The following is a 21,522-nucleotide window of genomic DNA, read 5'->3' on the forward strand; positions in this document are numbered from 1 at the left end:
AAGCAAGTTCCAGATCCGCTTAACTCTGCCCGGGAGAACTCATGCGTCGAACCGTCGCAGTCGTCTGCATCGCGCTAGGGGTCTTCAGTCTGGTTCTGGCCCCGCTGCTGCGGTTCTGGGTCGCCGGTGCCGCGATGAAGGCTCCCCTCGACCAGTACAGCGAGACGGTCAACCGCGGTGACGACGTCACCTACTTCAGCGCCCAGGACCTTGAGCAGGTCGACCACGCCACCGTGGAGGCCTACACCACCGTGCGCGGCGATGTGGCCGCAAGCGACGCCGACATCGCCGTCTGGGACCAGTTCACCTGGGTCAAGGACGTCGACGAGGACTTCGCGTTCCTGTCCACCAGCCGCCGCGCCGGCCACGACCGCGTCACCGGTGAGGCCGTCGACTGCTGCGACGCGTCCGTCAACGAGGAACCGGTCAAGCAGAAGGGCCAGGCGTTCAAGTTCCCCTTCCTGACCGAGAAGAAGGACTACGAGTTCTTCGACACCGCCACCCGGCAGACGCTGCCCATCAGGTTCGAGGGCGAGGAGACCCTCGACGTCGACGGGGAGCAGATCGACACCTACAAGTTCGTGCAGGTGGTCGAGCCGACCAAGATCGAGGAGCGCACCCTGCCCAAGTCGCTGCTCGACATGGACGGCGACGGTGACGCCACCGCCGACGTCATGTACAACGTCACCCGCACCTACTGGATCGAGCCGACCACCGGCGCCCCCATCGACCTTCTCGAATCGCAGCACCGCGGCGCCTTCGTCGACGGCGAGGAGCGGCTGGTCATGTTCGACGGCGACATGCGGTTCACCGACGAGACCATCAAGTCCAACGTCGAGACCGCGGCCGAAGGCGCCTCCCTGATCCCGCTGGTCCGTACCACCATCCCGCTGGTCCTGCTCGTCACGGGCGTGGCGCTGGTCGCCCTCGGCGGCATCCTGCTCGCCACCGCCCGGACCGCGGCCCACGGCAAGCGCTGAGCACAGGTGACCCCGTGGCCGAACAGCTGCCCGCCACTCCGGCCCCGACGTTGACGCCCGCGGCGCCGACGCCGGGGCCGGGCGCGCGTGCGGCCGGACTGCTCCGGGCCTGCCGCCCCAAGCAGTGGCTGAAGAACCTGCTGGTGCTGGCCGCTCCCGGCACCGCGGGTGTGCTCACCGACCCCGGTGTGCTCGGCTGGACCGCGCTGACCTTCGCGCTGTTCTGCCTCGCCGCGAGCGGTACCTACCTGCTCAACGACGCCCGCGACGTGCACCGCGACCGGCTGCACGAACGCAAGCGGCACCGACCCGTCGCCGCCGGCACCGTCCCGGTCCCGCTCGCCGTCGGTACCGGGACCGCCCTCATCCTGGTCTCCCTCCTCGCCGCTCTGGCCAGCGGCAACCTGCCGCTGCTGGCCGTACTCCTCGGCTACCTCGCCCTCACCACCGCCTACACGCTGTGGCTGAAGGACATCACCGTCGTCGACATCGCCGCCGTCGCCGGGTGCCACGTGCTGCGCGCGATCGCCGGCGGCGTGGTCATCGGCGTCCCCCTCACCGCCTGGTTCGTCATCGTGGTCTCCCTGGCCGCGCTGCTGGTCGTCGCCGGAAAGCGCGAAGCCGAACTCCGCAATCCCGGCAGTGACGGGGCGCGGGCCGCCCTCGACGGCTACTCCCGCAGCTACCTGGTCCAGATCCGCACCATGGCCTCGGCGGCGATGATCGTCACCTACTGCCTGTGGGCGCTGGAGGGGGGCGCGGACCAGGCCCCCGACGGCTTCCGCGCCGCGAGCATCGTCCCGTTCTTCGTGTTCGTGCTCCGCTACCATCAGCTCGTCGACCGCGGCGTGGGCGAGGAGCCCGAGGAGATCGCGCTGCGCGACCGCCCGCTGCAGCTGTGCCTGTTCGCCCTGGTGGCCCTCGTCGGCCTGGGGATCTACACATGAACCGCCGAATGCTCACCGGGTGGGGCCGCACCGCGCCCACACTGGCGACGGTCGCCCGCCCGCGCACCGCCGAAGAGGTCGCGCTGCTGCTGCGCTCCGCGGGCGCGCCGGGGGAGTCCGCGCCGCCGGGTTCAGGGCGCGGCATCATCGCCCGGGGCCTGGGCCGCAGCTACGGCGACGCGGCGCAGAGCGCCGGCGGCCTGGTCCTCGACTGCTCGGCCCTGGCCCCCGGTGTGCGGCTCGACCGGGCCGCCGGCACCGTCACCGCGTCGGCCGGTACCAGCCTCGCCGACCTCATGGAGCACCTGCTGGCCCGCGGTCGCTTCGTCCCGGTGACCCCCGGGACGCGGCACGTCACCGTGGGCGGCGCGATCGGCGCCGACATCCACGGAAAGAACCACCACGTGGACTCCTCCTTCGGCGCGCACGTGCGGTCGCTGACGCTGGTCACCCCCGATGGCGCCGAGCGCGTCATCGGCCCGGACCGGGAAGCCGACCTGTTCTGGGCGACCGTCGGCGGCATGGGCCTGACCGGGGTCATCACCGAGGCCACGTTCGACGTCATCGCGGTGGAGACGGCGGCCGCGCGGGTCGACACCGACCGCACCCCGGACCTCGACGCGGCGCTGGCGCTGATGAGCGCGACCGACGACCGCTACCACTACACGGTCTGCTGGATCGACCTGCTGGCCCGCGGCGCCGCCCTGGGCCGGGGCGTGCTCACCCGCGCCCACCACGCCCGCCGCGCCGACCTGCCCGCCCGGTGGCGCCGCGCCCCGCTGCGCTACGCCCCCCGGACACTGGCGGGGGCGCCGCCGTGGGTGCCGCCGCGCCTGCTGAACGCGTGGAGCGTGCGGGCGTTCAACACCGCCTACCACGCCCGCGCCCCGCGCCGCGGCCGCGACGAGATCCAGGGCCTGGGGTCGTTCTTCCACCCGCTGGACGCCGTGCGCGGCTGGAACCGCATGTACGGGCCGCACGGCCTGGTGCAGTACCAGTTCGTGGTGCCGTTCGGCGAGGAGGTGGCGCTGCGCCGGATCGTCGAACGGCTGGCGTCGGCCGGCGCGCCGTCCTTCCTCACCGTGCTCAAGCGCTTCGGGGCACCGACGCCCGCGCCGCTGTCCTTCCCCATGCCCGGCTGGACCCTGGCCCTGGACCTCCCGGCCGAACTGCCCGGCCTGGCCCGCCTGCTGCGGTCCTGCGACGACCACGTGCTGGCCGCGGGCGGGCGCGTCTACCTGGCGAAGGACAGCAGGGCCGCGCCCGCCGCGGTCCACGCGATGTACCCGCGCCTCGACGAGTGGCGCGCGGTCCGCGACCGCGTCGACCCGCGCCGCGTGCTCGTCTCCGACCTCTCCCGCCGCCTCGACCTCTGACCCCGCCCCCTCTTCCGATGATCTCGGAGATATCGGGGTTTCAGCGGCGATTGTCACCCCACTATCTCCGAGATCAACGGACGCAGCGGGTCAGGGTGCGGCGACGCCGAGGCGGTCGAGGGCGGCGCCCACCTCGCGGTCCTCCTCGGCGAGGAACGCGCCGAAGTCGTCGCCGGTGAGGTAGGCGTCGGTCCAGTGGGCCGCGGCCAGGGCGTCCCGCCACTCCGGTGTGGAGTGCAGGTCGTCCAAGGCGCCGATGAGGACGGCGCGCTCCCGCTCACCGACACCGGGCGGGGCGAGCAGGCCCCGCCAGTTCATGAACTCCAGGTCGACGCCCAGCTCCCGCAGGGTCGGCGCGTCGATGCCCGGTGTGCGCTTGGGCCCGCTGACCGCCAGGACCCGCAGCTGCCCCGCCGCGATCGCCTGGCGGTACTCGCCCGCCCCCGCCGCCGCGGCGTCGACCTCGTGCTGGAGGAGTGCGGCCAGCGTCTCCCCGCCCCCGTCGTGCCACACGTAGTCGACCCGGTCGGGGTCCACACCGATCTCCTCGGCCAGCAGCATCAGCGGCAGGTGGTCGGGGCCGCCGGGGCTGGAACCGCCGCCCAGGGTGAGCCGGACGCCGGGGTCGCGCCAGTCCGCGACGAGGTCGTCGAACGTCCGGTAGGGCGAGTCGGGCGGCACCAGGACCACCATGGGCTCCTCGACCAGTCGGGCCAGCGGGGTGGCCGCGGTGACCGGGGGCTCGTCGTGGATGTGGGTGCGGGCGACCAGGCCCAGCCCCATCTGCAGCAGCAGCCGGGCGTTGCCCTCCTCGTAGAGCAGCCGGTGCAGGCCGGTCGTCCCGGCCGCCCCGGGCACGTTGACCACTTCGGCCTTCCCGGCCAGCCCCGTCTCCTCCAGGGCGGCCGCGACCGTGCGGGCGGTGGTGTCATAGCCGCCCCCGGGCGGGTTGGGCACCATGATGCGCACTTCGGGGACAGCGGGTGCCGGTGCGCATCCGACCACCGTCGCCGCCGCGACCAGCAGCGCCAGCGCCACCGCCAGGCTCCCCGCTCCCGTTGATCTCGGGCGTAGCGACCGAATTCCGGCGAGAACTCGGTCGCTACGCCCGAGATCAACGGGGATAGGGGGTGAGCGGCGCCCGGTCCACATGTGCGGTTTTCCTACCTCCGGTCGGCGGTGTCGGTGTCCCGGTCGTGCTTCCCCTCGGTGCCGTCGGCCGCGCCGCCGCGGCCGCCCCGCACCCGGGCGATCAGCGGACCCACCACCGCCAGCGCGGCCAGGGCGAGCAGTACCGCGGCCACCGGCGAGGTCACCAGCACCGTCCAGTCGCCCGAGGAGATCTGCAGCGCCTGGCGCATCGAGCGCTCCATCATTCCGCCCAGGATCAGGCCGAGGATCAGCGGCGCGGCGGGGAAGCCGTTCTGCCGCATCAGGTAGCCCACGACCCCGAAGCCGAGCAGCAGCCACAGGTCGAACACGCTGAAGCTCAAACCGTACACACCGACCACGCAGAACACGACGACCAGGGGCAGCAGCACCGCCTTGGGCGTCTTCAGCACCTTGGCGAAGACCGGGATGAGCGGCAGGTTGAGGACCAGCAGCACGATGTTGCCCACGTACATGCTGGCGACCACGCCCCAGAACACGTCCGGGCGGTCGGTCAGCATCAACGGGCCGGGCTGCACGCCGAGCACCAGCAGCGCGCCGAGCAGGATCGCGGTGGTGCCCGAGCCGGGCACGCCCAGGGTGAGCAGCGGGACGAAGGAGCCGACGGCCGCCGCGTTGTTGGCGGACTCGGGCGCGGCCACACCCTTGGGGTTGCCGGTGCCGAACGTGTGCCCGTCCTTGGCGATGCGCTTCTCCGCCGAGTAGGACAGGAACGACGCCACGGTCGCCCCGGCGCCCGGCAGCACCCCGGTGAAGAACCCGAGCACGGACCCGCGCCCGGTGGCGGGAGCGATCCGGGCGAGATCGCGGCGGGTCAGCCGCAGCGACGAGACGGTTCCGTCGGCGCCGCCCGCCCCGCGGCGGGCGAGCATCGCCAGGACCTCGGCCAGCGCGAACACGCCCAGCGCCACGATGAGGAACTCCACGCCCTCGTACAGCTCGGGCAGGTCGAAGGTGAAGCGGGGGGTGGCGGTCTGGGAGTCGATGCCGATGAGCGAGATCATCACCCCGACCACCGCCGCGATCAGCCCCTTGACCAGGTTCTTTCCCCCCAGGGACACCACGGCGGTCAGCCCGAGGACCATGAGCGCGAAGTACTCGGCCGGGCCGAAGCTCACGGCGAAGCGCGCGAGCACCGGCGCGATCAGCATGAGGAGGGCGACCCCCACCGTTCCGCCGACGAACGAGGCGATGGCGGCGATGGCCAGCGCCTTGCCCGCACGGCCCTGGCGCGCCATCGGGTACCCGTCGAACGAGGTCGCCACGGTCCCGGCCACGCCGGGCGCGTTCAGCAGGATCGAGGAGGTCGACCCGCCGAAGATGGCGCCGTAGTAGACGCCGGCGAGCATGATGATGGCGGTGGTGGGGTCCATCCCGAAGGCGATCGGGATCATCAGCGCGATGGCGCTCATCGGGCCCAACCCCGGCAGGATGCCGATGACCGTCCCGGCGAGCACGCCGATCAGGACGAACAGGAGGCTTTCGGGGGAGAACGCGATCCCGAACCCGTAGCCGATGTGACTGAGTGTTTCCATGGTCGACTCCGCGGGTCGGGGGTCAGAAGGGCAGCGGCCCGGGGGGCAGCGCCACGTTGAGGAAGTCGGACATCAGGAAGTACAGGCCTGCGGCGACGCCCACGCTGAGCAGCCCCGTCACCCAGTGGCGGCGGTAGCCGAGATAGGCGGTGGCCCCGGCGAGGTACACGGCGGTCGAGATGAGGAACCCCACCGGTTCGAGCAGCGCGATGTAGACGGCGATGGACGCGGCGAACAGGGCGAGTTCCAGCCGGGTGTCGCCGATCCGGCCCAGGCGGGCGTCGGGCCCGGGGCTTGCGGTGGTTGCGGTCGGCGCGGAGTCCGCGCCGACCCCGGCTTCCGGATCCCTGCGCTGGAAGAACAGCAGCACGGCCAGGAGCAGCAGGACGGCGCCGAGCCAGCGCGGCAGGGTCGCGGGCTGCACCGGCACCTGCACCGCGGTGAAGTCCGGCAGGTCGAAGGCGAGCACCAGGTAGCCCGCCGCGAACAGACCGATCGCCACCGCGAGGGTGCGGTCGGAGAAGCGGAAGGGCCCCATCACGCGTCCCCGCCCTTGCGCAGCCCGACCTCTGCGAGGATCTCGGCGGACTCCTCGCGGGTCCGGTCCAGGAACGCGCCGAAGTCCTCGCTGCCCAGGTAGGAGTCGGTCCAGCCGAGCTCGGCCGTCGCGGCCTTCCAACCGTCCTGCCCGACCATGTCGGCGAACACCTTCTCGTAGTAGGCGACCTGCTCGTCGGTCATGTCGCCCGGCCCCATGACGCCGCGCCAGATGTCGAAGGTGTAGTCGACGTCCTCCTCCACCAGTGTGGGCACGTCCGGCAGGGTGTCCAGGCGCTCCGGTGAGGAGACGGCCAGTGCCCGCAGGTCGCCCGACTCCAGCAGCCCGGCGGCCTCCGATGCGCCGGTGACGGCCGCGTCCACATGGCCGCCGAGCGCCTGGGCGATCGCCTCGCCGCCGCCGTCGAAGGGCACGTAGTTGAGGTCCTCGGGGTCGAGCCCGGCGGCGTTGACGGCCCCGGCCAGGGCGACGTGGTCCATGCTGCCGGGGGCCGAACCGCCGGCCACCGAGACCTTCTCGGGGTCCTCGCGCATCGCGTCGGTGAGGTCGCCGAAGGTCCGGATCGGGGAGTCGGCCGGAACCAGGTAGGCCATGTAGGCGGTGCTCAGCCGCGCGATGGGGGTGAAGTCGTCGTGGTCGTAGGTGGAGCCGTCGGTGAGCGGGACGAGCGTGATGGGCGGGCTCGTCACGAACAGCCGGTGCGGATCGTCGGGTGCGGCGGCGACGTAGGCCCAGCCGATGGCGCCGCCCCCGCCGGGCTTGTTCACCACCTGGACCGGCTTGTCGACGAGCCCGTCCTCCTCCAGGACACGGGCGCTGGTGCGGGCCAGCGTGTCCCAGCCGCCGCCGGTGGCGGCCGGGGCGACGATCTCGATCGGGCGGGTCGGGGACCAGGTGCCGTCGGCGTTCCGGCCGTCGCCCGAACCGCAGGCGGTGGCGGCCAGAACGAGGCCGACACCGGCGGCGGTCGCGGCCGCGACGCGGGCGGGAGGGGTGGCGGCGGGGCGTGCGCGGAACATGTGCGCCTCCGGGGCTTTCGGGGAGCGGGGGATGTCCGCCGACGGGCGGAGTGACGTAACGCACATGAAAACAGCGGGAAACGCGCCCGGAACAGCGTTGTGTCGGTTGTGCGGGCATTGGTGGTAGTGGACGTTTCGGTCATAGTGGTCATGGCCCCTGCCGCCGCCCCCCACCCCCGCCACGTGCGACGATGGCGCATCACCGCCGCTTCGGCCGAGAGGAGCCCCCGGTGCGCCGACCGCTGGCACGCCTGACCCTGGCCGGTCAGTTCCTCGCCCTGCAACTGGTGATCGTCGTGGCCGTGCTGATCGCCGTCGCGGGCGTGTCCCTGGCCCAGGCCGACGCGGGCTTCCGGCGGACCGAAGGGCAGCGCATGCTCGCCGTCGCCGAGACGGCCGCCTCGATGGAGACGGTGCGCGTCGGACTCGGTGACCCCAAGCGCGAAGGCATCCTGCAGCCCACCGCGGAGAGCCTGCGCGGCCTCGCCGGGGCCGACCACCTCGTCATCGCCCGCCCCGACCTGCGTGCGCTGAGCGGCGCCGACCCGCGCCGGATCGGCGCCGAGGTCGACACCGGCGACAGCGACGTCCTCGACGGGCGGGCGTGGATCGGCGTGGTGGACATCGGCGGTCGGCCGGTGCTGGCCGCCCACGCCCCGGTGATCGCGGCGGACGGCGAGATCCTCGGCTTGGTGGCGGCCGGACGCGACTATCCCGGCCTCGTCGAGCGGCTGGCCACCGCCGCGCCCACCCTGCTCGTCTACCTCGGCATCGCCCTGGTCCTGGGCGTCGCCGGATCCCTGCTGCTCGCCCGCCGCGTCAAACGCCAGACGCTGGGCCTGGAGCCCGGGGAGATCACCCGGCTCGCCGAGCACCGCGAGGCCATGCTGCACGGCATCAAGGAGGGCGTGCTCGGCCTCGACGAGCAGGACCGGGTCACCCTCGTCAACGACACCGCCGCGCAGCTGCTGCGGCTTCCCGCCGACACCGGGGGCCGTGGCCTGGCGGAGCTGGGGGTCGCCCCGGACCTCCTCGACGCCCTGACCGACCGGGTGCAGCAGTCCGACCGGGTGGTGCTGATGAACAACCGCCTGGTCACGCTCAACCGGATGCCGCTGTACCACCGGGGCCGCCCCATCGGCTCGGTGACCACGATGCGCGACCGCACCGCCCTGGTCGAGCTGCGGCACGAGCTCGACGCCAGCCGCACCTCGACCGAGGCTCTGCGCGCCCAGGCGCACGAGTTCAGCAACCGGCTGCACGTCATCGCTGGGCTGCTGGAGCTGGAGGAGTACGACGAGGTGGCGCGCTACGTGCACCGCATCGGCGGAGCGCGGGCGCGGCTCACCGAGGACGTCGCCTCCCGGGTGGCCGACCCGTCGGTGGCCGCGCTGCTCATCGCCAAGGCGAGCCTCGCCGCCGAGCAGGGCAGCCGGCTGCTCGTGTCGGACACCACCGACCTGTCCTTCCACGACGAACGCCTCTCCTCCGACCTGGTCACTGTCGTCGGCAACCTCGTCGACAACGCGCTGGACGCCACCCGGGGCGACGACGGGGCCTGGGTCGAGGTGGAGCTGACCGAAGAGGGCAGGGGCCCGGTGGAACCGGACGGCGGGGCGGGACCGGGGGGCGCGCGGTCGGCGGACGCGACCGCCGTGCGGGTGCGGGTCCGCGACTCCGGGGCCGGCGTCCCGCACGAGCTGGCCGAGCAGGTGTTCCGCAGCGGCTTCAGCACCAAGGAGCCGGGCCGCGACGGCGCTGCCCACAGCGCGGCGGCGCCCGGACGGCCCGCCGGCCGCGGGGTGGGCCTCGCCCTGGTCCGGCTGGTGTGCGCGCGGCGCGGCGGCCGGGTGGACGTGGCGGGGGCGGAATTCACCGCCCGGCTGCCCTTCGGCGCCGAGCCGGGAGCGCGGGCAGGGGCCGCCGGAGCCGCCAGGGCCGCCACGGCCGAGGACAGGACACACGACGTGGGAGGTGAGGCGTGATCCGGGTGCTGGTCGTCGACGACGACTTCATGGTGGCCCAGGTCCACCGCAGGCTGGTGGAGCGGGTCCCGGGGTTCTGCGTGGTGGGCGAGGCGCGTACCGGCGCCGAGGCGCTGCGGATGGCCGCGGAGCTCCGGCCCGACCTGCTGCTGCTCGACATCTATCTGCCCGACATGGCCGGGACCGAGGTGCTGCGGCGGATGCGCGCCGAGGGCCGCCCTGAGGCCGACGCGCTCGTCATCACCGCGGCCCGCGACGCGGCCACCGTGCGCCAGGCCCTGCGGGGCGGCGCGGTGAGCTACGTGATCAAGCCGTTCGAGGCCGAGACGCTGCGCGACCGGCTGCTGCGCTACCAGGAGGCGCGCGGGATCCTGCGGGGCGGCGGCGAGCACGGCCAGGCCGAGGTGGACCGCGTCTTCGGGCGGTCGGCACCCGCGGGAACCGCCGGGGCCGGGGCCCGCGAGATGCCCAAGGGACTGACCCGGGAGTCGGCGCGCCTGGTGGAGCGGGAGTTGAGCCGGGCGGGCGAGGTCTCGGCGTCGGAGTGCGCCGAACTCACCGGACTGGCGCGGGTCAGCGCCCGCCGCTACCTGGAGTTCTTCGTCGGCGAGGGCAAGGCGGAGGTGCGGCTGCGCTACGGCACGGCCGGGCGTCCGGAGCGCCGCTTCCACTGGATCGGTCCACCGTCGGCCTGAACCGGCCGCGGGCGTCGGCCGTGGGCGGCGGCGGACCTGTCGGGCCGGGCGTTGCGGGGCGGGCGTTGCGGGGCGGGGCGATGAGGGACAGGGGCATGGGTCGGTCGTCAGGGGGAGGGAGGAGCGTCGCCCATCAGTCCCAGCGGTCCTCGTAGTGCCGCTGGTGAAGTGGGCTGCGGGGCGCCCGCACGTTCCACACGAACGCCGCGAGGACGGAGCCGGTCAGGATCGCCAGCAGCGACAGCTCCAGGACCTGCGCGGGTACGGTGGCCGCCAGCACCGCGGTGACCACGATGACCCCGGCCATCCACGAGGAGTAGGGCGCGAAGGTGCGGTGGACGTGGTGCCAGCCCTCGTCCCCGTTCCCGGGGTCTGCCCCCGGGGAGCCGGCGCCGGGAACGGGCACATCGGGGCGTCTTCGCCGCGCGTTGCCGACGGCGAGGACGGCTGCGGTCAGCGCGGCGCAGATCAGGCAGACGACAGCGAATCCGACCACGGAGGCCTCCTGATTATTCGGTTGTCGAAGTTGTTCTCGGGGTACGGATGCGTCGTTGTCACCTACCCGGAGTAAGCGCTCCCAGTCCTCCTGTGAGCGGACTTCGATATTGCCCCTGGGCAATTGCAGAAAGAATTCTCCGGGCCGTGCCCGCCCCAGGGCGCCGGGGTACGCTGCGTTGCATGGAGCCCCTTTCCCCATCTCCCGCGCCGCGCCGGCGCGCCTCCGACGCCGACCGGGAGCAGGTGGTGCGCCACCTCAACCAGGCCTACGCCGAGGGGCGGCTGAGCCTGGAGGAGTTCGACGACCGCTCCAGTGCCGCCTACCGCGCCACCTTCGACGACGAGCTGCGGGCGCTGCTGCACGACCTGCCCGACGCGCAGCACGCGGTGGCCGCCCCCGTCGACACCGTCGAGCTGCGCACGGACAGCGCGACGATCAAGCGCACCGGCGACTGGGCGGTGCCGCGGCGGCTCAGGGTCACCTCCGCCTCCGGCACGGTGCGCCTCGACTTCACCGAGGCCAGGGTCCCCTTTCCGGTGGTGGACGTCGAGCTCACCGTGGACAGCGGGACCACGGTGATCATCCTGCCGCGCGGCGGTACGGCCGACCTCGACGGGGTGCGGACCGACCACGGCACCATCCGCTCCCGTGTCCCGGCGCGGCCCGAACCCGGGGTGCTGCACGTCCGCGTCAGCGGGTACACCATGTGCGGAACCATCAAGGTGCGCCAGGGCCGCCGCTGAGCCGCCCGCCTCGCGGTTCGCCCGGGTCGGCCCTTCCCCTGGCCGTCGGCGTCTGCGAGGCTACCGCCACGACCTCGGACAACGCGGAGGAATGCAACGATGCGCAACGCGGTGGGGGCGGTGGACACGGTCCTCCTCCTGGGCGGCCGGAGCGAGATCGGGCTGACCATCGTCGAACGCCTGGTCCGGGACGGCGCCCGCAGGGTCGTCCTGGCGGCCCGGCCCGCACCCGAGGGGGAGAAGGAGGCCGCCGGTGAGACGCGCGCAGCCCGGGACGGGGCCGCGGAGCGGCTGCTGTCCCTGGGCGCGACCGCCGTGCACACGATCGACTTCGACGCGGCCGCGCCCGACACCCACGCCGGCGTCGTCGCCGAGGCGGTGAAGCTCGTCGGCGACCTCGACGTCGTCGTCGACGCGTTCGGCGTGCTCGGCGAGCAGTCCGCCTTCGACGCCGACCCGGTGGCCGCCGCCGAGGCCGCCACCGCCAACTTCACCGGCCACGTCTCCACCGGAATCGCCGTGGCCGCGCGGCTCCGCGAGCAGGGCCACGGCACCTTCGTCGTGATCTCCTCGGTGGCCGGGGTGCGGGTGCGCCGGGCCAACTTCGTCTACGGCGCGGCCAAGGCCGGGCTCGACGGCTTCGCCCAGGGACTCGGCGACGCCCTGCACGGCACCGGTGCCCGGGTGATGATCGTCCGCCCCGGGTATGTGCCCACGCGGATGAGCGCCCATGTGCCCTCCGCGCCCTTCCCGGCGACGGCCCGCCAGGTCGCCGAGGCGGTCGCCGAGGGGCTGCGCAGGGGGTCCGAGGTGGTGTGGGTGCCGCGCAAGCTGCGGTTCGTCTTCGCGGGCCTGCGCGCCCTGCCCCGCCCCCTCTGGCGACGCCTCCCCCGCTGACACCTCCCTCCCTGTCGTTGATCTCGGAGATATCGGGGTATCCTGCGCGATTTTTACCCCGATATCTCCGAGATCAACGACAGGGGGTCGGGGCAGGGCCGGGAAAATGGCGTACAGCTCATCTAGAACGTGTTTCAGTTTCGTGTTTCCATGGCCGCATGCGAACCCGTGCGACCGAGATGTTCGGCATCGAGCTTCCGATCTTCGCCTTCAGCCACTGCCGCGACGTCGTCGCCGCGGTCAGCCGCGCCGGGGGCATGGGCGTGCTCGGCGCGCTCTACTTCACCCCCGAGGAACTGGAGCGCGAACTCACCTGGATCGACGCGCACACCGGCGGGCGGCCCTACGGCGTGGACGTCGTCATGCCCGCCGCCTACACCGGGGCCGACCTCGGTGCTGCCGACGGTGACGGGCTGCGCGAGCGGCTGGCCGCGTTCATCCCCGACGGCCACCGCCACTTCGTCGACGAACTGCTCGCCCGGCACGGCGTCCCCGAGCTCACCCACGACGACACCGCGCACCTCCTACTCGGGTGGACCGACGCCACCGCGCGACCCCAGGTCGAGGTCGCACTGGGGCACCCCATCGGCCTGCTCGCCAACGCCCTGGGCGCGCCGCCCGCCGACGTGGTGGAGCGGGCGCACGCCTCCGGCGTCCCCGTCGCCGGGATCGCCGGAAGCGTGCGGCACGCGCGCAAGCAGCGCGAGGTGGGCGTGGACGTCATCGTCGCCCAGGGCACCGAGGCCGGCGGCCATACCGGCGACGTGGCCACCATGGTGCTGGTCCCCGAGATCGCCGACGCGGTCGCCCCCGCCCCCGTGCTCGCGGCCGGGGGCATCGGCCGCGGCCGCCAGATGGCCGCGGGGATGGCGCTGGGCGCCGAGGGGGTGTGGACGGGGTCGGTCTGGCTGGCCACCGAGGAGGCCGACACCCCGCCCGCCGCGCTGGCCCAGATCCTCGCGGCGACCTCCCGCGACACCGTTCGGTCGCGGTCCATGACGGGCAAGCCCGCCCGCATGCTGCGCAATGACTGGACCGAGGCGTGGGAGGGGGAGGACTCCCCGGGGCCGCTGCCGATGCCGCTGCAGTTCATGCTGATCGCCGACGCGCTGCGCCGGGTCGGACGGGTCGGCCACCCCACGCTCACACCCTCCCCGGTCGGCCAGATCGTGGGCGGCCTGAACCGGGTCAAGCCCGTCTCCCAGGTGGTCTACGAGCTCATGGCCGAGTTCGGCGACACTCTGGAGCGGCTGAACGCGGCGACCGCCGATGACCGCACCGGTAGGCAGATCGGGGAGTCGGCGGGGGAGTCGGCCGGGCGGCAGGGGGCCGGGTAGGTGCCCCCGCCTCCGCGGCCGCTCAGGCCGTCCGCTGCTCCGGGGCGAGCTCCTGGCCCTGCTCGGGGACGCGGATGCCGGTGCCGGGCACCTCGGTGGTGACCAGGTCGTGCGGGACCGGGCAGCCCTGCGGGAAGGTGCCGATGCGGTTGACGTCGAACCCGGCGGGGTAGCTGCGGATGTTCGGGTTGTCCTTCTCCATGAGCGGCTCCACCCGAGGCGGCAGGAAGCGGACGACCTTGGCCCGGGCCCGCAGCCCGGCGCGCGCTGCCACCCGCCAGAAGCGCGACGGCTCGGGGTAGCGGAAGGCGGTGATGAGCCGGTCGTCGAGCAGGGCCATGCTGAACGGCCGGATGACGGGGCGCTGCCACGGCGGGTAGAAGTCGACCATCAGGTCGAGGGTGGCGTCGGAGACCGCGCGCCCGCCCTCGGAGTAGGCGAAGTTCTCCCGCTCGTAGGAGTCGAACAGCTCGTGGAACTCGGCGTAGGTCGCGGGGATCTCCTTGATCCCCATGTGGCGGCCGAGCTCGCGGTAGTAGTTCGTGGAGGCGGTGATCTCGTGCTCCGTCAGCCGCCGCCAGCCGTAGCCGAGGTCGTTGAGCCAGCGCACCGGCATGACCACGAACGTGCTCAGGACGTAGCGGTAGTCGTCGTTACCGATGTCGAACGAGCGGTGCATCTGGTTCATCCGGCGCAGCGCGTCGCGCCCCTCGCCCGGTTCGAAGCCGTGGTGCAGCATCGCGCCCAGCAGCAGTGCGGTGTCGTCGTACCGGTACTGGGTGCGCGTGGTGAACTCGCGGGTGCGGCCCAGCAGCTCGCCGATGCTGGGGACGGCGTAGGTGCGGTACAGGGCGAGCCCCAGGGCCTGGGTGATGTCCCAGGGGAACTCGTGCCAGGCGAGGATCTGGGTGATCCGCCGGAAGTCGGCTTCGGCGTCCAGCCGGTGGATCTCGTCGTACCAGTCGTACCGTTTCATGCGAACATCTTCCGATTCCGCCGTAGTTGTGGGGGATAGGCGGCGAACGAGCTATATGCGCGCTCACCGCCTATTTCCAGCCAGGGTAAGGCGACGGGAACCGGTAGCGCCACGCGGGTGCGACCCTGTGGATAGCCGCGGTCACCCAGGGCAGGCCGACCGGGCGCGGCGGGGGACGCTCACACCGGCATGGCCATGCTCTCGGCGACATGCCTGACCAGCGCCAGCAGCACCTGCTTGCTCGACTCCCGGTCGCGCACGTCGCACAGCACGACGGGCACACCGGGCGAGACGTCGAGCGCGGTGGCGACCTCCCCCACGTCGTAGCGGTGCGCCCCCTCGAAGCAGTTCACCGCGATGACGAACGGCAGCCCGCGCCGCTCGAAGAAGTCCACCGAGGGGAAGCAGGTTTCCAGGCGCCGGGTGTCGGCGATGACCACCGCGCCCAGCGCCCCCAGTGCCAGCTCCTCCCACATGAACCAGAAGCGCTGCTGGCCCGGAGTGCCGAACAGGTACAGCACGAGCTCGTCGGAGATCGTGATGCGGCCGAAGTCGAGCGCGACCGTGGTGGTGGTCTTGTCCTCCACCCCGTCGAGGTCGTCGACACCGAGGCTCGCCTCGGTCATCACCTCCTCGGTGTTCAGCGGGGTGACCTCGCTGACCGAACCGACGAGTGTGGTCTTACCGGCTCCGAAACCGCCTGCGACGAGGATCTTGATCGCGGAGGGGATGTGGTCCGCGGAGCGGTCAGAGTCGTTGGATGCCATCGAGTACCGCCTGGAGTATGTCCCGGCTCACCGGGCTCTCGGTCGTGTAGGGGGCGCGGGCCAGGACGTAGCCCCGGCCGATGAGGTCGCCGATCAGCACCTTGGTCACCGCGATCGGGAGGTGCAGGTGGGAGGACACCTCCGCCACCGACTGCGGGCGGCGGCAGAAGTCCAGGATGCGCAGCTGCTCGGGTTCGAGGGACACCTCGTCCACCTCGGCCCGCGCCGCGATGACCACACTGACCATGTCCAACTGGACCGTGTCGGAGCGTTCCCGCCCCTGCGCGATGACGTAGGGGCGCACCAGCGGGCCGATCTCGTCCGCGTCATGCTCCTGCTCCCTGCGATCTGGCATGGCTCACCTCCGCGTCAACCGGTGGAATCGTCGGCGGTGCCGCCGATGGTGGAGGCACTGGGTGAGCCGTTCTCCCGCGGAGCGGCGTTGAGGAACCGTCCGGCCTGCTCCACCAGGACGTTCATCTCATAGGCGATGAGCCCGACGTCGGACCCCTCGTCGGCGATCACCGCGAGGCAGGCGCCGCTCCCGGCGCCCGTGACGAACAGATAGGCGTGCTCCATCTCCACGACGGTCTGCAGCACCTGCCCGCCGCCGAACTGCCGGCCGGTGCCGCGGGCCAGGCTCTGGAACGCCGAGGCGACGGCGGAGAGCTGCTCGGCGTCGTCCTTGCCGAGTTCCCCCGACCGGCCGATGAGCAGGCCGTCGGCGGACAGGACGATGGCGTACTTGGCCCCGGCGGCTCGTTCGACGAGCTCGTCCAGCAGCCAGTTCAGGTCCGTTGCGGCGTTGTTGGTCAAGATCAGGTGTCCTTCTCGCTCTCGCTGTCGTGCTGGCGCTGCTTCGCTTCGAGCCGACCTTGCTCGGTGCCCTTCTGGAACGCGGCCATGTTGCGGCGCAGGCGCGCAGAACGGTCCTCATCCTGCTCCGTCGTGCGGGGGCGGGCAGGCGCGGGGGTCGCCTCGGGTGCCTCGGAGAGCTGCGGGGCCAGATTCACCTGGGGAGTGCGTCGGGGCAGCGCCGGGCGTCCGTCCTCGGTCGTGGTCGGTTCCTCCTTGGCGGCCGTGGGCGGGTCGGTCGGGGGCGGGGCGTCGGCGGGCGGAACGGGGAACACCGGCGACGCGTCCTGGGCGGGCCGCGAAGCCGTGTCGCGGCGCCGCGGCAGCTGCGGCGGCGCCGGGCGGTCCTGCGAGTGCCGGCGCAGCTCGTCGGCGCCCTTCCACACACCGGGCCGCGGCTCGCGCCGCGGGAGTGCGGGCCGCTCGCCCGTGTCGGCGGTGCCGGTCGCGGGCGGGGCGCCGGCGAGCACGTCGCCGGTGAGCGTGCCCGGAGCCAGGGCCGGGTCCTTCTCGGGCTTGGCCGCGGCGCCGGAGCCGTTCCGCGCCGCGCGGGCGGTGGGGTCCGACTCGATGTCGTCGTCGCCGGCGGTCCCGCTGCCGTCGCGTCCGTCGGTGCAGCGGCGCAGCCCGCCGGACGCGTCCGGCGCGGAGCTCCCTTCCCCCTCCGCGGAGGGGGAAGGGAGCTCCGCGGGCGGCGGGTCCTGTTCGGCGGTCTCGGTGGCCGCGGGCAGGATCCGCTGCTCGCCGGTGCTCTCCACGCCCTGCGGCAGAGCCAGCGGGTCGCCCGCGATGACGGCCGTGGGCAGCAGGACGATCGCCTGCACACCGCCGTAGGGCGAGGAGCGCAGCTGCACCTTGATGTCGTGGCGGTGCGCCAGGCGCGAGACCACGAACAGGCCCAGCCGCATCTTCTCGTTGAGCCGCATCACGTCGAACTCGGGCGGGTTGGCCAGCAGCTCGTTGGCGGCCTCGAACTCGTCCTCGCGCATGCCCAGCCCGCGGTCCTCGATTTCGATGACCACGCCGTTGGGCACCTGGTCACTGCTGAGGCGGACCTGGGTGTGCGGCGGCGAGAACGTGGTGGCGTTGTCGACCAGCTCGGCGACGAGGTGGATGACGTCGGCGACGGCCGGGCCCTTGAGCTGGACCCGCGCGATGTGCTGCCGGTCGACGCGCGTGTAGTCGCCGGACTCCGAGATGGCGCCCCGCAGCACGTCGATCAGCGGCATCGGCCGGTGCCAGGTGCGGCCCGGTGTCTCGCCACCCAGGATCAGGAGGTTCTCGGCGTTGCGCCGGGCGCGGGTGGCCAGGTGGTCGAGTTTGAACAGTTCGGTGAGGTGCTCCGGGTCCTCCTGCTCGTGCTCCATCTTGTCCAGGAGGCGCAGCTGCCGGTGGACGAGGGTCTGGCTGCGGTGCGCGATGTTGAGGAAGACGCGGTTGACGCCCTGGCGTAGCTCGGCCTGGCGGACCGCCGCCTGCACGGCGGTGCGCTGGGCGGTGTCGAACGAGCGGGCGACCTGGCCGATCTCGTCGTTCTCCTGGCGGGAGACGAGGTCGGGCAGCTCGGAGTCGAGGTCCACGGGTTCGTGCCGGGTCAGCCGCCGCATGATGCCGGGCAGCTTGACCTCGGAGAGGTCGCGGGTGTCGTCACGGAGCCGGTTGAGCCGCTGGATCAGGCTCTCGGCGGCCCGGCGGGCGTAGCCGAACGCCAGGATCGACAGCACGGCGATGCTGATGCTGCCCGCGACGGCGTAGGTGATGGACCGGACCGCCACGCCCGCCTGCAACTCCGAGGAGTACAGCGCCTGATCGGCGCCGATGTCGGTGAGGGCGGCCTTGACCGGGTCGTAGGCGGCGTGCCACTCCTCGGCGGTCACCGGCATGGACAGGTCGGGGGAGGCCGCACCGGTGACCGGGTCGGTGGTGTCGGCGATGGGCCGCTCGGAGATCTTGTCCTCGAACCGGCGCAGCTGCTCCCACTCCTCGCTGCGCCGCAGCTCCTGCAGGGACTCGGTGGTCTCAGGGCCGTAGTACTCGTGCAGCGACTCGACCATCCCCCGGTAGGAGCCGACGAACCGGGTGAACTCCACCTGGTCCTCACGGGACAGCTCGCCGGTCGCGAAGGCGCGGGCGATCTGTGCGTCGGCCTGGCCCAGGGTGTCGACGACGCGGAAGGTGTAGACGGCGGTCAGGCCCGGGCCGACCGTCTCGGCGGCGTGCCCGTTGCGGCCGACCTCCTCGTACAGGTCGGCCCCGGCCTCGGTGAGGGTGTTGTAGTACTCCAGCACCGCGGCGCGGGAGCCCTCGCCGTTGCGGACGTCGTCGTCGACGTGCCCGCGGAAATCGTCGATCTGGGCGAACTGCTCGTCCAGATCGTGGAGGCGCTTCTGGACGGACTCCGGCGAGTAGGGCAGCACATCCTTGAACTTGTCCAGGAAGCCGCTCATCTGCTCGTCGGAGGTCTCGCGCGCCTGGCGCAGCTCGTTCCGATGGCCGTCGGGGTTCTCCAGGAAGGAGATGGTGGCGGTGCGCTCGTCCATGACGGCGGTGAGCGCGACGGCCGAAGGGGTCAGCAGCTCCTTGTTGCCCTGGACGAGGGCGTACTGGAGCACGGCGCCGTAGCCGAGGTAGCCGGTCACCACCAGCCACAGCGCGATGAGGGCCGCTGTGGGCGCAAGGACGATTCTGCGGAGGCGAGTGCCGATGCCGTGGACTCGCTGTTCTTTTGCTGCCTGCACTGCTCTCCTATGGCCCGGAGGCGGGCGCACCGGACCGGGGGTTCACGTCGACTGTCGGGGGCGGACCACGTGACGGCACCGGGGATCAGGGGTGCGCCGGTGAAAAAGCCATTGTTCTAGGGGGGTCGGCCAGGGGATCGTATCTCGCCCGAGATCATCTGTTTGCGTAGAGGTTGCTGTATGAGGTCGAGTGATGACGCGATGGCCGAGCTGGGACTTTGGTCCTAAGCAGGGTGTTCGTCCTGTGGCCTGCGTCTACGTGCGGGTCTGGAGGTGTTGGCGGGACAGGAGAAGGATTATCAAAAAGTTACCGAATGCGTGGCACATGTGGTCCTTCGTCCGGTCATGCGGGGCCTGCTGCCGGTTCGGCGGGTTCGGTGTTTTCCCTGCGCATGGTGGAAGGTGCCGTTAGCCTGGGGTGGCTATGGCAGGGATTTTCGCGAGCGATCCCACAGTCGCGGCGATCGCCTATCCGGCGGTCGCGCTGGGGACCCTCACCGGAGCCGCAGTGTTCCTGGCGCGACACCACCGGCGCTACGGACGGCTGCGCGGCTGGCCTGGGCAGGTGACCCTCGCCACGCTCCTGGTCGGCGTCGGCGTCGTGCTGTACGCCGTCTACCCGCTGCCGCGCAGCGCCGACGGCCTGTGCGCGATCCACGGCGGCGCCGTGCCGCTGCCGGCCCCCTCCGGCCGGGCCGCGACGTGGGCCGACGCCGGGCCGTGGCACGCGGCCGCGCATGTCGCCCTCGTCACCGCCGTCTACGTCCCCGTCGGGCTGCTCGCCCGCTACCGCTACCGGCGCGGTGCGGCGTTCACCGTCGGCCTCGGCCTCCTGCTCGCTCTGCTGGTGGAGACCGTCCAGCTCACCGGGGTGCTGGGGCTCTACCCGTGTGCCTACCGGGTCGCGGCCGCCGATGACGTCCTCCTGGGCGGCGCCGGCGCGCTCGCCGGGTGGCTGCTCGGCGTGGCCGCGGTGCGGTGGCTGCCGCGTCCGTGGCCGGGGGCGGCGGCCGACACCCTGCCGCCGGATGCCTCCCGGCGGCTGCTGGGCCACGCGCTCGACCTGGGACTGTGGTGGTTCGGTGCCGGGACGCTGGCCGCTCTCGCCGTGGCGTTCGGCGCGGTCCCCGCCTATGAGGTCGATCGTGCGACGTACGTCGCCCTCATCGGGCTGGCGGTGCTCTTCGGCCTGCTCCTGCCGCTGGTGCGGGAGGACCGCTGCACGCCCGGCCGTGCCAGTGTCCACCTGGCGCTGGCCGGCCTCGGCCGCCCGCGGCCCGCCGCCCGGTGGCGGGTGCTGCTGCGGTCGGTGTCGCTGTACGCGCCGATCACCGTGCTGTTCGTGCTGGGCTGGGAGTGGTGGGCGCTGGCGGTGGTGGCGCTGCACGGCCTGTCGGCGCTGGTCCGCAGCGACCAGGCGGGCCTGTTCGACCTGCTCGCCGGGGTGCGCGTGGTCACGCGCAGCACCGTCTCGGGCGGCCTGCCCCGCGAACTGGTCCGCTACTCCGCCCCCGACCCCACGACCGACCCCACCCCCGCGCAGCGGTGATCCCCGAAGTACCGACCGATCGCCCCAAGCGTGAGGCCGATACTCCCGAGGCCACAACGGGTTTCAGGTGCCGGTGAAGCGGGCGGGCCGCTTCTCGGCGAACGCCCGGGTGCCCTCCTCGGCGTCGTCCGAGGCGAGTACCTGCCAACCGATCCGGTCGGAGACCCGCAGCGCCGCGTCCTCGTCCATCCCCTCGGTCTCCCGGTAGGCGCGCAGGATCGCCTGCACGGCCAGCGGGCCGCAGCCGGCGATCGCCTCGGCGGCCTCGCGGGCGGCCTCCAGCGCCGTCCCGTCGGGAACGACCCGGGTCACCAGCCCGATATCGGCGGCCTCGCGGGCGGTGTAGGAGCGCCCGGTGAGCAGCATGTCCATGGCGTGGGTGTAGGGGATCTGCCGGGCGAGGCGCACAGCGCAGCCGCCCATCGGGAACAGGCCGCGGCGCGCCTCGTACAGGCCGAACGTCGCACTCTGCCCGGCGATGCGGATGTCGGTGCCGACGACCAGTTCCGTTCCGCCCGCGACGGCCGGCCCCTCCACGGCGGCCACCAGCGGCTTGCCCGGGCGTGCGGCCCGGAGCAGGCCCTTCCAGTGGAAGTCCTCGATCTCGGCCGCCCGCTGACGCACGTGGGGGTCGTCCGACGGCGTGCCCATGGCCTTGAGGTCGGCCCCGGCGCAGAAGGCCCCGTCCGCGCCGGTCAGGATGCCCACGCGCACGCCCGGTTCGGAGTCGATGTAGCCGAAGGCGGTGGCCAGCCCGACGAGCATGTCGGTCGACAGGGCGTTGCGGGCCTCCGGGCGGCGCATCGTCACCGTCACGATGGCGCCGTCCCTCACAACGTGGCAGTGCGGGGTCGAAATATCGGGAAGCTCGGCCATGTGGCCTCCTGGATGTGAA

20 protein-coding genes are annotated in these 21,522 nt (G+C 72.7%); 9 read left to right on the forward strand and 11 right to left on the reverse strand.

What is annotated here, in order from left to right:
* The first annotated feature begins 41 nt into the window (after positions 1-41).
* Genes HNR23_RS01290 through HNR23_RS01300 form a run of 3 tightly spaced genes read left to right on the forward strand, consistent with a single transcriptional unit; the run spans position 42 to position 3,303 of the window.
* Positions 42-980 carry a DUF3068 domain-containing protein gene (locus tag HNR23_RS01290; RefSeq protein WP_184072673.1) on the forward strand — a complete coding sequence of 313 codons (939 nt, stop codon included), beginning with the start codon at positions 42-44 and terminating at the stop codon, positions 978-980.
* A gap of 26 nt (positions 981-1,006) precedes the next feature.
* Complete coding sequence (locus tag HNR23_RS01295; protein WP_184079703.1) at positions 1,007-1,927, forward strand: decaprenyl-phosphate phosphoribosyltransferase; 921 nt, start codon at positions 1,007-1,009, stop codon at positions 1,925-1,927.
* On the forward strand, positions 1,924-3,303 hold the full coding sequence (locus HNR23_RS01300; RefSeq protein ID WP_184072675.1) for an FAD-binding protein: 1,380 nt from the start codon (positions 1,924-1,926) through the stop codon (positions 3,301-3,303). The genes HNR23_RS01295 and HNR23_RS01300 overlap by 4 nt, the downstream gene beginning before the upstream one ends.
* A 90-nt stretch (positions 3,304-3,393) precedes the next feature.
* Here the strand turns inward: HNR23_RS01300 and HNR23_RS01305 are convergent, their stop codons facing one another.
* From HNR23_RS01305 to HNR23_RS01320, 4 genes are all read right to left on the reverse strand, one after another.
* Positions 3,394-4,341, reverse strand: coding sequence for a Bug family tripartite tricarboxylate transporter substrate binding protein (locus tag HNR23_RS01305; RefSeq protein WP_343070380.1), 948 nt, complete (start codon positions 4,339-4,341; stop codon positions 3,394-3,396).
* A gap of 125 nt (positions 4,342-4,466) precedes the next feature.
* A complete protein-coding gene (locus tag HNR23_RS01310) occupies positions 4,467-6,008 on the reverse strand; it encodes a tripartite tricarboxylate transporter permease (protein ID WP_184072678.1) in 1,542 nt (513 codons plus the stop codon).
* Positions 6,009-6,030: 22 nt separating this feature from the next.
* Positions 6,031-6,546 (reverse strand): tripartite tricarboxylate transporter TctB family protein, encoded by a 516-nt coding sequence (locus HNR23_RS01315; protein WP_184072680.1) that lies wholly within the window; start codon positions 6,544-6,546, stop codon positions 6,031-6,033.
* Entirely contained in the window at positions 6,546-7,586 is a 1,041-nt protein-coding gene (locus tag HNR23_RS01320; RefSeq protein WP_184072682.1) for a Bug family tripartite tricarboxylate transporter substrate binding protein, read from the reverse strand. Before HNR23_RS01320 ends, HNR23_RS01315 begins: the two co-directional genes overlap by 1 nt.
* Positions 7,587-7,816: 230 nt before the next feature.
* Between HNR23_RS01320 and HNR23_RS01325 the strand changes: the two genes are divergently transcribed.
* Positions 7,817-9,571, forward strand: coding sequence for a sensor histidine kinase (locus tag HNR23_RS01325; RefSeq protein ID WP_343070381.1), 1,755 nt, complete (start codon positions 7,817-7,819; stop codon positions 9,569-9,571).
* Entirely contained in the window at positions 9,568-10,266 is a 699-nt protein-coding gene (locus HNR23_RS01330) for a response regulator (protein WP_184072686.1), read from the forward strand. Before HNR23_RS01325 ends, HNR23_RS01330 begins: the two co-directional genes overlap by 4 nt.
* 133 nt (positions 10,267-10,399) lie before the next feature.
* Here HNR23_RS01330 and HNR23_RS01335 read toward each other — a convergent pair whose 3' ends face one another.
* Complete coding sequence (locus HNR23_RS01335) at positions 10,400-10,762, reverse strand: hypothetical protein (RefSeq protein WP_184072688.1); 363 nt, start codon at positions 10,760-10,762, stop codon at positions 10,400-10,402.
* 182 nt (positions 10,763-10,944) lie between these two features.
* On the opposite strand from HNR23_RS01335, the gene HNR23_RS01340 reads away from it, so the two are divergent.
* From HNR23_RS01340 to HNR23_RS01350, 3 genes are all read left to right on the forward strand, one after another.
* Positions 10,945-11,508 (forward strand): DUF1707 SHOCT-like domain-containing protein, encoded by a 564-nt coding sequence (locus tag HNR23_RS01340; RefSeq protein WP_184072690.1) that lies wholly within the window; start codon positions 10,945-10,947, stop codon positions 11,506-11,508.
* A 99-nt stretch (positions 11,509-11,607) separates the two neighbouring features.
* Positions 11,608-12,405 (forward strand): decaprenylphospho-beta-D-erythro-pentofuranosid-2-ulose 2-reductase, encoded by a 798-nt coding sequence (locus tag HNR23_RS01345; protein WP_184072692.1) that lies wholly within the window; start codon positions 11,608-11,610, stop codon positions 12,403-12,405.
* 158 nt (positions 12,406-12,563) lie between these two features.
* Positions 12,564-13,742, forward strand: a complete 1,179-nt coding sequence (locus HNR23_RS01350) for an NAD(P)H-dependent flavin oxidoreductase (RefSeq protein ID WP_184072694.1) — start codon at positions 12,564-12,566, stop codon at positions 13,740-13,742.
* Positions 13,743-13,764: 22 nt separating this feature from the next.
* Here the strand turns inward: HNR23_RS01350 and HNR23_RS01355 are convergent, their stop codons facing one another.
* The 5 genes from HNR23_RS01355 to HNR23_RS01375 all read right to left on the reverse strand — a co-directional run bounded on the left by HNR23_RS01355 (position 13,765) and on the right by HNR23_RS01375 (position 19,078).
* Positions 13,765-14,718, reverse strand: coding sequence for an oxygenase MpaB family protein (locus tag HNR23_RS01355; RefSeq protein WP_184072696.1), 954 nt, complete (start codon positions 14,716-14,718; stop codon positions 13,765-13,767).
* 179 nt (positions 14,719-14,897) lie between these two features.
* Complete coding sequence (locus HNR23_RS01360) at positions 14,898-15,485, reverse strand: GTP-binding protein (RefSeq protein WP_184072698.1); 588 nt, start codon at positions 15,483-15,485, stop codon at positions 14,898-14,900.
* Positions 15,466-15,840: a DUF742 domain-containing protein gene (locus HNR23_RS01365; RefSeq protein WP_184072700.1), complete on the reverse strand. Its 375-nt coding sequence runs from the start codon at positions 15,838-15,840 to the stop codon at positions 15,466-15,468. The genes HNR23_RS01360 and HNR23_RS01365 overlap by 20 nt, the downstream gene beginning before the upstream one ends.
* Before the next feature lie 14 nt (positions 15,841-15,854).
* Positions 15,855-16,301, reverse strand: coding sequence for a roadblock/LC7 domain-containing protein (locus HNR23_RS01370; protein WP_246421522.1), 447 nt, complete (start codon positions 16,299-16,301; stop codon positions 15,855-15,857).
* A 2-nt stretch (positions 16,302-16,303) separates the two neighbouring features.
* Positions 16,304-19,078: a nitrate- and nitrite sensing domain-containing protein gene (locus HNR23_RS01375; RefSeq protein ID WP_184072702.1), complete on the reverse strand. Its 2,775-nt coding sequence runs from the start codon at positions 19,076-19,078 to the stop codon at positions 16,304-16,306.
* Positions 19,079-19,502: 424 nt separating this feature from the next.
* On the opposite strand from HNR23_RS01375, the gene HNR23_RS01380 reads away from it, so the two are divergent.
* The gene (locus HNR23_RS01380) at positions 19,503-20,627 is read left to right on the forward strand and encodes a VanZ family protein (protein ID WP_184072704.1); all 1,125 of its coding nucleotides are present in this window, start codon (positions 19,503-19,505) and stop codon (positions 20,625-20,627) included.
* Between the two features lie 63 nt (positions 20,628-20,690).
* Here HNR23_RS01380 and HNR23_RS01385 read toward each other — a convergent pair whose 3' ends face one another.
* A complete protein-coding gene (locus HNR23_RS01385; protein ID WP_184072706.1) occupies positions 20,691-21,503 on the reverse strand; it encodes a crotonase/enoyl-CoA hydratase family protein in 813 nt (270 codons plus the stop codon).
* Positions 21,504-21,522: the final 19 nt, after the last annotated feature.

The sequence above is a fragment of the Nocardiopsis mwathae genome, from assembly GCF_014201195.1.
GTDB classification, from domain to species: domain Bacteria; phylum Actinomycetota; class Actinomycetes; order Streptosporangiales; family Streptosporangiaceae; genus Nocardiopsis_C; species Nocardiopsis_C mwathae.

Bases quoted from the DNA above. Each gene is read 5' to 3' on its own strand.
- HNR23_RS01385 (WP_184072706.1), bottom strand. From the start codon at position 21,503: ATGGCCGAGCTTCCCGATATTTCGACCCCGCACTGCCACGTTGTGAGG.
- HNR23_RS01350 (WP_184072694.1), top strand. From the start codon at position 12,564: ATGCGAACCCGTGCGACCGAGATGTTCGGCATCGAGCTTCCGATCTTC.
- HNR23_RS01365 (WP_184072700.1), bottom strand. From the start codon at position 15,840: ATGCCAGATCGCAGGGAGCAGGAGCATGACGCGGACGAGATCGGCCCG.
- HNR23_RS01320 (WP_184072682.1), bottom strand. From the start codon at position 7,586: ATGTTCCGCGCACGCCCCGCCGCCACCCCTCCCGCCCGCGTCGCGGCC.
- HNR23_RS01345 (WP_184072692.1), top strand. From the start codon at position 11,608: ATGCGCAACGCGGTGGGGGCGGTGGACACGGTCCTCCTCCTGGGCGGC.
- HNR23_RS01290 (WP_184072673.1), top strand. From the start codon at position 42: ATGCGTCGAACCGTCGCAGTCGTCTGCATCGCGCTAGGGGTCTTCAGT.
- HNR23_RS01360 (WP_184072698.1), bottom strand. From the start codon at position 15,485: ATGGCATCCAACGACTCTGACCGCTCCGCGGACCACATCCCCTCCGCG.
- HNR23_RS01310 (WP_184072678.1), bottom strand. From the start codon at position 6,008: ATGGAAACACTCAGTCACATCGGCTACGGGTTCGGGATCGCGTTCTCC.
- HNR23_RS01380 (WP_184072704.1), top strand. From the start codon at position 19,503: ATGGCAGGGATTTTCGCGAGCGATCCCACAGTCGCGGCGATCGCCTAT.
- HNR23_RS01340 (WP_184072690.1), top strand. From the start codon at position 10,945: ATGGAGCCCCTTTCCCCATCTCCCGCGCCGCGCCGGCGCGCCTCCGAC.
- HNR23_RS01315 (WP_184072680.1), bottom strand. From the start codon at position 6,546: ATGGGGCCCTTCCGCTTCTCCGACCGCACCCTCGCGGTGGCGATCGGT.
- HNR23_RS01300 (WP_184072675.1), top strand. From the start codon at position 1,924: ATGAACCGCCGAATGCTCACCGGGTGGGGCCGCACCGCGCCCACACTG.
- HNR23_RS01355 (WP_184072696.1), bottom strand. From the start codon at position 14,718: ATGAAACGGTACGACTGGTACGACGAGATCCACCGGCTGGACGCCGAA.